General features: G+C 61.6%; 8 protein-coding genes and 1 pseudogene. 1 reads left to right on the top strand and 8 read right to left on the bottom strand.

Annotated elements, in window-relative coordinates; all coding sequences use genetic code 11:
• The 5 genes and pseudogenes from JMJ95_RS13460 to JMJ95_RS13480 form a co-directional block, all read right to left on the bottom strand.
• Positions 1–391 (bottom strand): annotated as a pseudogene (locus tag JMJ95_RS13460) (ferredoxin oxidoreductase); the annotation flags it as partial.
• Between the two features lie 196 nt (positions 392–587).
• Positions 588–1,664, bottom strand: coding sequence for a DUF917 family protein (locus tag JMJ95_RS13465; protein ID WP_290686342.1), 1,077 nt, complete (start codon positions 1,662–1,664; stop codon positions 588–590).
• A gap of 17 nt (positions 1,665–1,681) precedes the next feature.
• Positions 1,682–2,032 (bottom strand): hypothetical protein, encoded by a 351-nt coding sequence (locus JMJ95_RS13470; protein ID WP_290686344.1) that lies wholly within the window; start codon positions 2,030–2,032, stop codon positions 1,682–1,684.
• Positions 2,029–3,309: a DUF1576 domain-containing protein gene (locus JMJ95_RS13475; RefSeq protein ID WP_290686346.1), complete on the bottom strand. Its 1,281-nt coding sequence runs from the start codon at positions 3,307–3,309 to the stop codon at positions 2,029–2,031. The genes JMJ95_RS13470 and JMJ95_RS13475 overlap by 4 nt, the downstream gene beginning before the upstream one ends.
• Before the next feature lie 123 nt (positions 3,310–3,432).
• On the bottom strand, positions 3,433–4,842 hold the full coding sequence (locus JMJ95_RS13480; protein ID WP_290686349.1) for an MATE family efflux transporter: 1,410 nt from the start codon (positions 4,840–4,842) through the stop codon (positions 3,433–3,435).
• A gap of 139 nt (positions 4,843–4,981) precedes the next feature.
• On the opposite strand from JMJ95_RS13480, the gene JMJ95_RS13485 reads away from it, so the two are divergent.
• The gene (locus tag JMJ95_RS13485; RefSeq protein WP_290686352.1) at positions 4,982–5,569 is read left to right on the top strand and encodes a hypothetical protein; all 588 of its coding nucleotides are present in this window, start codon (positions 4,982–4,984) and stop codon (positions 5,567–5,569) included.
• 4 nt (positions 5,570–5,573) lie between these two features.
• Here the strand turns inward: JMJ95_RS13485 and JMJ95_RS13490 are convergent, their stop codons facing one another.
• The 3 genes from JMJ95_RS13490 to JMJ95_RS13500 form a co-directional block, all read right to left on the bottom strand.
• Complete coding sequence (locus JMJ95_RS13490) at positions 5,574–7,235, bottom strand: phosphoenolpyruvate carboxykinase (ATP) (protein WP_290686355.1); 1,662 nt, start codon at positions 7,233–7,235, stop codon at positions 5,574–5,576.
• Between the two features lie 158 nt (positions 7,236–7,393).
• Positions 7,394–7,771 carry a DnaJ domain-containing protein gene (locus tag JMJ95_RS13495; protein WP_290686358.1) on the bottom strand — a complete coding sequence of 126 codons (378 nt, stop codon included), beginning with the start codon at positions 7,769–7,771 and terminating at the stop codon, positions 7,394–7,396.
• A gap of 31 nt (positions 7,772–7,802) precedes the next feature.
• The coding region (locus JMJ95_RS13500) for a hypothetical protein (protein ID WP_290686360.1) at positions 7,803–8,437 on the bottom strand (635 nt) is incomplete at its 5' end.

Raw genomic sequence — 8,437 nt, forward strand, 5'->3', positions numbered from 1 at the left:
ACCGGACCTGCATAATGTCCGACTGGGTGGCGAAATTTTCGCCCCGGCAGCGCATCACGTCCACCACCACGATGGGGGCCTCCACGGCCACGGCATACTCGATGCCTTCCTGCATGTAGTCATATCCTGCGCTGGCGGTGGCCGTCATGGCCTTCGCCCCGGCGAGAGACGCCGCGGATATGGCATAGATGGAACACAGCTCGTCCTCTCCCTGAAAAAAGACGCCTCCAACGGCGGGGAGCCTTCTGGCCATACCCTCGGAGACCTCGTTCGCAGGGGTGATGGGATACCCGGCGAAAAAGTCGCATCCCGCGGCAATGGCGCCCTCGACTGCAGCATAATTTCCCTGCATGAAATGGACGCCGGTCTGAACCCGGTCTTCAAGTCCCATTCATACACCTCCATTTTGTATGCCCGGACATGATCCGGGCAAAATACACCATGAGGAGAGGGTACCACGCAAATTATATTATGTCAAATATCAGATCAACTTTCATCCGGGAAAAGCACACCCCGTTTCCTGCGTCCGCCGGCGCCGCGCACAGGAAAAAGGCGGCCCGGAGGCCGCCCGCTGAAAGGCTTTCCCGTCAGATGGCGAGGAAGGGGAGCATGGGTTTCCCGAGGATTCTCTCCGCAGGCTCAAGGAGGGCGGCGGACCGCATTCCCCCTCCGAGGACCAGCTCCCTGCGGGACGCGGTGAACAGGACGGCATTCATCCCCGGCTGGAGGCAGTCGCTGGGGATGACCCTGCCGGTGTCGCCGTCGAGGATGGTGATGAGGTCGGGGAAGGTGGCTAGGCGCTCCCCGTCCTTTTCAAGGGTCATGTATTCCTTCCAGAAGGTCGCTTCATACCCGCCGAGAAAGGCCGTTCCCGTATCGATGCCTCCGGCGGTGAACCTGTCCACCGCCTCCACCTCCCCGCAGCGGATGACCGTGGCGGACAGCATCTCCGCCGCCGCCGCGATGACAGCCTCAGGTCCCTTTCCTTCGGCTCCTTTCATGGCCCTCCCGATGCGGATCGCCTGCTTCACCGCCCCGGGGGCTCCGTTCTCCCTGACGAAGGCGACGCTCACAGGGTTCCTTGCCACTGCCAGGATGCCGCCCACAACACAGGCGTCCTGGCGGATCATGTTGGACACCGTGTCCACCGCTCCACGGAGGATGCCCTCGATGTAGGCCCCCTTCGCCGGGTTGCCTCCGGCGAAGGACTGGGAAGAAACATATCCTTCCACGAGATGGAGTCCCATGGATCCCATTTCCGGCGTGGGGTGGGCCCGGCCGTTGCACGGGGCGTCCACCAGGGGGATGCCGAGGATGGCTCCCTCGATCCAGCCGTTCACGATGCCCGTGCTGCCGCACTCGTTGGGAATCAGCCCCGAAGGCCGGGGGACGCCGCTCTCCAGGAGAAGCTCTATGGACCGCACCCTCGCCCTGGGGGAGATGAAGGGATCCTTCCGGTGAGGGCACGTGACCGTAGAACAGGTGACGATGGTCCCCCATGCTTCCAGGTCTTCCGGGTCCACCAGGTGCAGGGGGCCGAACTTGAGCGCCGTCTCCCCCGTTTCCAGGGCTTCCTCGATCGTGCCGCCTCCTCCGCCGCCGAGGATGGATGCTCCGAGCACGGCGGCTTCAAGCAGTTCCCGCGTGAGTTCCGTCTTTGCCATGATAATCCCCCTTACGCTCAGTTCCACTTCCGGAAAAGGACGATGCGCACCTTTCCCGCCTGCTCGTCGTGCTCGACCGACACGGTATCGGTCAGGATGCCTACGAGGTAGATCTCCTGGCCGGTACTGATGTCCCCGGACAGGGACCAGGAATACTCCTCCATTTCCCGTGCCCGGGGCATCCGAAGGAGCCGGGTCATCTCCCGCAGCTTGCTTCCCTGGCTGCCGGCGTAATCCGACTCGATGACGATCTCGTGCCCCTCGTCGCTCCGGACGACCCGGGACTGGAACTCCCGGGCTCCCATGGAAAAGAAAAAATTCATGAGCTCGCTCACGATCCGGGACACCACGAGCCGTTCGTGTCTCATCTCTTCTCCCTCCCTCGGAAGGCCTCGAAAAGGGGGACCAGGATGGCGGCCACCAGTCCCCCGGCGAAGCCGTTGTTGTACAGGTTGAATCCGGCGTGGAGCACCCCCACGTTCAGCACCACCGACGAATGGATGTACCCCGCCAGGATGCCCGCGAACCAGCCGAACTCCCCCGCTATGGGCGCCAGGGTGGTTCCGAAAAGAGCGGCAAGCTGGATCGGGGGATCGGTGAGCCCCCAGTCTTTTGTGACGCTGCCCAGCATGACGCCCAGCAGGATGGGGGTGATATTGAGGGGTGTCTTTCCCATGGCGCTGAACCCGGCGATGGTCAGGAGCCCTCCGAGGGTAGGCCCGTTGAAGTCTCCGCCGCTGAAGTAGAGATAGGCGGTCGCCGCCAGACCCGTAATCCCCATGTTCATGAGCGTCGCGGGAAAATCGAACAGGTCAACGAAGTCCGCCAGAAGACGGCCTGAATGTTTCCACAGCGACCTCAGGGCGCCGGGAGATCTGCCGCCTCCCAGAAACAGCCCCGCCACCGCGAGGAAAAGGAAAAAGGCCGAGCAGACCGGAAACAGCAGGCCGTTGTGCCCTGTGGACCAGATGATCCTGCTTGCCGTGATGAATCCGTGGGACCGGAAAACGGAAACGTAGAGCGTCCCCACCATTCCTGCGGTAAACCCCACGTTGTAGAGGTTGTAGCCGTGGTGGACCGAGAGGAAGGCCGCGGCCAGGGGAGGAAGAAGGAAACCCGCCGAAAGACCCGCTGCGGCGCCGAGAAAGATTCTCAGGTAGGGAGGAAAATGGAAGCCGAACATGAGCTGGCTCACCAGGGGAGCCAGGGCGGTGCCGAAGAAGGCGATGTAGATGAACTTGAGGAAGGGTTCTTTCTGGCTTCTGGCATAGAGCCAGACTCCCCCCACGATGAACCATACGTTCAGCAGATTTTTGCCGAAGAAGGAAAAACCGGCCACGGTAAAGACGGCGGCGATGGAAATGCCCCTGATATGGACCCGAAGGAAAACGAGAATGGATGTAAAGAGTATCGTGAGCAGCCCGCTGTTCACGAAAGCCGCTCCCATGCCTCCCACGTCCATGTAGTCCGAAATGAGATAGTCCGGTTCGATGAGAATCCGCCACAGGCCCGACAGGATGTCCTGGAAGGAGTCCCTGGAGAGGCCGAAGAGAATGAGGGCGATGCCGAAGGAAAAGAGGAACGCACCTTTTCCTCCCTCACCGACAAGGGCCTTTTCAAACCCGATCTTCCCCGAAGATTTCATGCCGGACAACCTCCCGGCGGGACCTGCTCTCCTGCAGGCTGCCGCCTGTTCGCCAGTGCGGGTTCATGGTTTCTGTTCATGTAATACCTCCCTCTGCTCCGTCGGCTCCGCTTCTACCCGGTATTATACAGAATCGGAAAGAGGTGTTGCTCCGGGAGGAGGCGACATTCCGTCAATCCGCTGATCACGCCTCATAAGGGCGAACTCCCGCTTCAGGAACCACGCCCCGAGGATCCCTCCTCCCAGGTCGGACAGGGGTATGGCCAGCCAGACCCCGTCCGTCCCCAGGAGAGGGGGAAGAAAGTACAGGGGGACGAGAATGAAGAGAAAATGCCGGGAAAGGGTGAGAAAAATCCCTTTTTTCGGCTTCCCGATGGCCTGGAAAGTGTGGGAGGCGATGATGCTCACCGAGGCGAAAAGGACGCCGCTGTACCCTATCCGCAGACCCCGGACGGCGAGGGCGAGCAGTTCCGGGTCATTGTCGTTGAAGATGCGGATCAGCGGTTCAGGCACCGTCATGATGAGAAGGAAGCTCCCCGCGAAAAAGGCGAGCCCCAGGAGTATGGCGGACCGCACGGCGGCGATCACCCGGCCGAAGTCCCTCGCCCCGTAGTTGTAGCCGATGAGGGGCTGCACACCCTCCGCCAGCCCGAGAACGGGAAGGAAGAGGAGGCTGTCGAGACTGAAGAAAATCCCCATGGCGGAGATGGCGAGGTCTCCGCCGTAGACGCGGAGAAAGCGGTTGAAGAGTGCCATGACGAAGGTGAAGCTCAGCTCCGTCAAAAAGGGCGCCGCACCGATGGCCAGCATTTTTCCGATGATCACCCGGTCGGGACGGAGGTTTTTCCTCCGGAACCGGAGGGTTCCCCATTTCCGGATATAATAGGCGGCAGCCCACCCGAGGGAGAGCACCTGGGAGGCCACCGTCGCCAGCGCCGCCCCCCGGATTCCCATGTCCAGGCCCAGGATGAGGATCCAGTCCAGGACAATGTTGGCAAAAGCTCCGACGAAGAGGGTATACATGGCATACCGGGGATTTCCCTCAGCCCGGATGAAATAGTTGAGCCCGAAGGCCAGGGTCGAAAAAGGGATGCCCCGGACGATGATGTCGAGATATTCCTTTGAAAGAGGCAGCATGGTGGCGCTCGCCCCTGACAGCTCAAGGACGGGGGCGCTGAACATCCCCCCAAGGAGGGCGATGGCGGTGCTTCCTCCGATGAGAAAAACGAGGGCGTTTCCCATGGTCTTTTCCGCCCTGGCCCGGCGCTTCTCACCGAGGGAGATGGACACCAGGGCTCCCGCCCCCACACCTATGAGCAGGCCGTAGGCGATGACCAGGAGCATGAAGGGAAAGGCCACGCTGATGGCGCCGATCCCCATCGGACCGACGGTACGCCCCACGAAAATGCGGTCCACGATGTTGTACAGGGCGTTGGCCAGCATGCCGCCGATGGCCGGCAGGGAAAACCGGATCATCAGGCTGGAAATGGAATCCGTCCCCATGAGGTGGGTTTTGTCTGGTGAATGTGCCATAATCGAAGCCTCCGAAGTGATTTCCGTCAGGAGTATGATTATAGAGAAAAGACTATTATAGTAAAGCCGAAGCAGAAAACACCGGTCCGATTATGCCGTCCGAAGTTTCGGACGGGTACGGCTGTCCAAAGGAGACCCCATGAACATCAGGCCTTTTTCCCCCGCACGGCTTCAGGACTTCTGCGCCCCGGCTCCCCGGCCTGGCGAATTCCTCCTGGAACGGCGCTTCGCCGAAGCCTTCGCCTCCTCCCGGGGGATCCCCCTGGAGTACGACGATCTGCTGGAGGAAATCCGGCAGTGGTGCGAAGCTTCAGGCATCGGCGGCCACGGAGGAAAGGTCTCCTTCACCGGCCGCGCCGACGGCAAGGAATACCGGGGAACGGCCACCAGGTTCCGGGACGAACTGAGCATCCTCATCCACGCCGAAGGGGAGGGCCGGAGGCGGTATCGGGTCCCGGGGCTCTGGTCCGACTATTCCTGGCTCGTCCTCTACCAGGAGCCCCTGTCTGGAGAGTGGCGGTCCTGGCCGGGCGCCGCAAAAGAGTCCTCCCGCATGGAACGGGACAGGACCACGGAAGAAAAGGCCAGGGACGGTTTTGAATGGGTCTGCAGAAGGCAGGTCATCTCGAGGGTGCGGCTTTTTCGGGGGAACAGCCTGGTGAAAGAGTACTTCGCCCGTCCGGCAAGATCCCGGGCCGGGGAAGCCCCCGGCCCGCGGCAGTCCTGAGCGCCTACTCCTGCACCGGATAGCCCATCTCGTCCAGGGCCTTCCGCAGCGCCGCTTCCGCCTCCGGCGGAAGACTGTCCATGCCGCCCTTCTCCGTCTCCCTCGACTTTACGAAGGCCAGCCTGTCACGGAAACGGGCAAAGAATTCCCTCCGGTACTTCTCGTCGGAAAAATCCACGGGGAACCGCTCGAGTTCCATGGTCTCCATGTCGCTGAAGGGTCCGAAGGGGACGAAGCGGGCCTTCTCCTCGACGATGGCCTCGAGAATCCCCAGGGTGTCGGAGGGAGTGACCTTCTTTCCCATGAAATCTCCCGTGTTGAGGATATAGCAGTCCACACCGTCCACGAAGAGGGTCCGGAACCGCTCGTAATCGAGAGCGAGAGGATAGGTCCGGAAGGGATTGGCGTAGCACTCGATCACCAGCGCATTGGGGTCGATGCCGGGGACCAGCCGTTCCGCGGTGGTCCTCTTGGTGGCGAGGGTGGCCCCCATCACGGCCGCGAGGTCGGGTCCCTTGAGCCGGAGAACCGGCGGCAGGGACTGGTCCTTCATGAGCCAGAAGACGGCGTTGATGGGCTCGTCGATGCGGTCCACACGGACCGGTGACCAGAGCTTCGACTTGATGGCCCTGCCGTTCCCGTTCCGCAGGTCCTCCGTCACGGGATGGAGCAGTCCGTCCTCGCCCCTCGTCACCCCGCAGTTCTGCAGTGAAATGATGAACTTGTTGTCCTCGCACCCCATGGGATAATCCTGCACCTTGTCGAAATAGGAGGGCTCCAGGGCGATGGCGTACTTCTCCTTCACGTTGATGATGAAGGCGTCATCGTGGAGGACGGTGATGTCGTACTTGCCACCGTGCCGGGCGTGGGTGAGGGTCGACTTCCCCGACCCCGACAGGCCGAACACGGCGGAGACGAAGGACCGGCCGCTTTTCAGGTTGTACCTCTTGAGTCCGCCGTGGCAGGAGGCAAAGCCGTTCCGTACGGCTGTTCCCCAGGCGAGGGTGAGGGTTCCCTTCTTCAGCTCTCCGAAATAGCGCATGCCGAGGACGGCGGCGCAGTTGTGGACCGGGTCGAAAAAGGCGAGGCCGAAAGGGTACTCGGGGGATGCCCAGTCCGGGTCGGCGAACATGAAGATGTCGCCGTCCGGAAGGGACCTGGATTCCCTGTACATGTCGATGTAGGTTTTGTTCAGGTACTGGAAGTTCAGCATCCAGTTGTACACGAGGTTCTCGTGGTTCTTCGGCGCAAGGAGATGAGCCTTGACCATGAAATCTTTTTCGAGGCCGATATAGGCCTCGGCGGAGTAGAAGGTGCGGAACCGGCTCCCGTACACCGCTTCACGGAGAAGGGGGGCAAGCTCTCCCATGTTCACTCCGGGCTCTCCGAGAATTTTCCGTGCGGCGGCGCAACGGCCGACCACGGCGCCGTCGTTCATCAGCAGGACATTGCTCCCGGCGGGCAGTCCCTGCCCCTCGGGACGGTACACAGGCATTCCCGTGAGCTCCACGGTTCCGGGACTGGTTCGGGCGAGATCGTAGGCTTCCCGGAGATTGGCGACCGGAACGACGTTGTTTCCGAAAAAGGCGGTTTCGATGGTGGTTCGCGCCTGGGACTTGATGGAAGAGAAGCTATCGGGATCCTTATAGAACTCCAGAGTTGACATGGCGACTCTCCTTTTCCCTCGGGCAGGGGACGGATATTTTGGTCCGGCGCAGTCTCCGGACGGGGTCATTGTACCACGGGCCGTACCACTGGACGAAACGACAATGAAGCTCTCTTATAAGATTATTATGAAAAATACCCTCAGATGCTTCCGTAGGGTCAGAATCCTCTCCTCGACCGGATTGCCTCGTAGGCCTCCTGGATCTCCTGGAATTTTTTCGAGGCGAGCTCCACGAAGTCGGCATCAAGATCCTGGCCTATGAACTTGTCGGGGTGATATTTTCCGAGCAGCTCCCGGTACCGCTTTTTTACCTCCCCGTCGGAGGACGAGGGGGAGCATCCCAGGACAGCATAGGGATCCCTGCGGCCTCCCCGGCCCGGCGCTCCGGCTCCCTGCCGGCTTCCTCCCGGGGGAGGCTGGTCGTAGGCTCTTCCGGCCCCCTGCTGCGTCCGGAACATATCCCGTACCGCCCGGGAAAAGAGAAGAAAAAGAAGCAATGGCGCCGCCTTCAGCAGCAGCTTCAGTATCAGGGACATGGGAACCTCCTTGAAATACGCCGTCTCCGGTTCAATCCGACGGGACGGAGAAGGACATTCCGGCGATCCGGCCGTCCTTCCTTACGTTAAAGACCAGGTCACAGGGAACATCCCGGCCGGAATAGACCACTGACCGGGAATTCCTGTCACTCGGCTCTCCCAGCAGATCCGACACCCGCGAGAAGGGATCTCCCACCCTGATCCCGGGTTCCGGCCCGAAGGGATGGCTTCCCGTTTTCACCACTGCGGACACCAGGCGTTCACTGCCCGAACTTCCGGAAAAATCGAGAGAGAGTCCCGGCCACATCATGGTGAGCACCGGCCTGCCTTCCGGGGAATCCGAAGGCTGCGCCACAATCCTCCGCCTCACCGCCCCGGGCTCGCCGAAGCGGTCCTTCGCTTCGGAGGGGCTGCCGCCGAATCGCATGACGGTGGATTCGATAAAGACCCCCAGAGGCATAAACTCCGTCTCGCCCGGAGGAGGGGACATTTTCGGCAGGGGAACGTCTCCGGGAGTGCCGAAGAGCCGGAGAAGGTCGTCCACCGATCCTGCTCCCAGGGGAAGGCCGTCTCCGGAAAGGAGGGACGGCGCCCGGGAGTTGACGTGAAACACCCAGCCCCTCTTTTCTCCCGCTCCGGCACCCTCCGGTTCGTACACGAACCCCA

Origin of the sequence: Aminivibrio sp., assembly GCF_016756745.1 — a bacterium.
GTDB lineage: Bacteria > Synergistota > Synergistia > Synergistales > Aminobacteriaceae > Aminivibrio.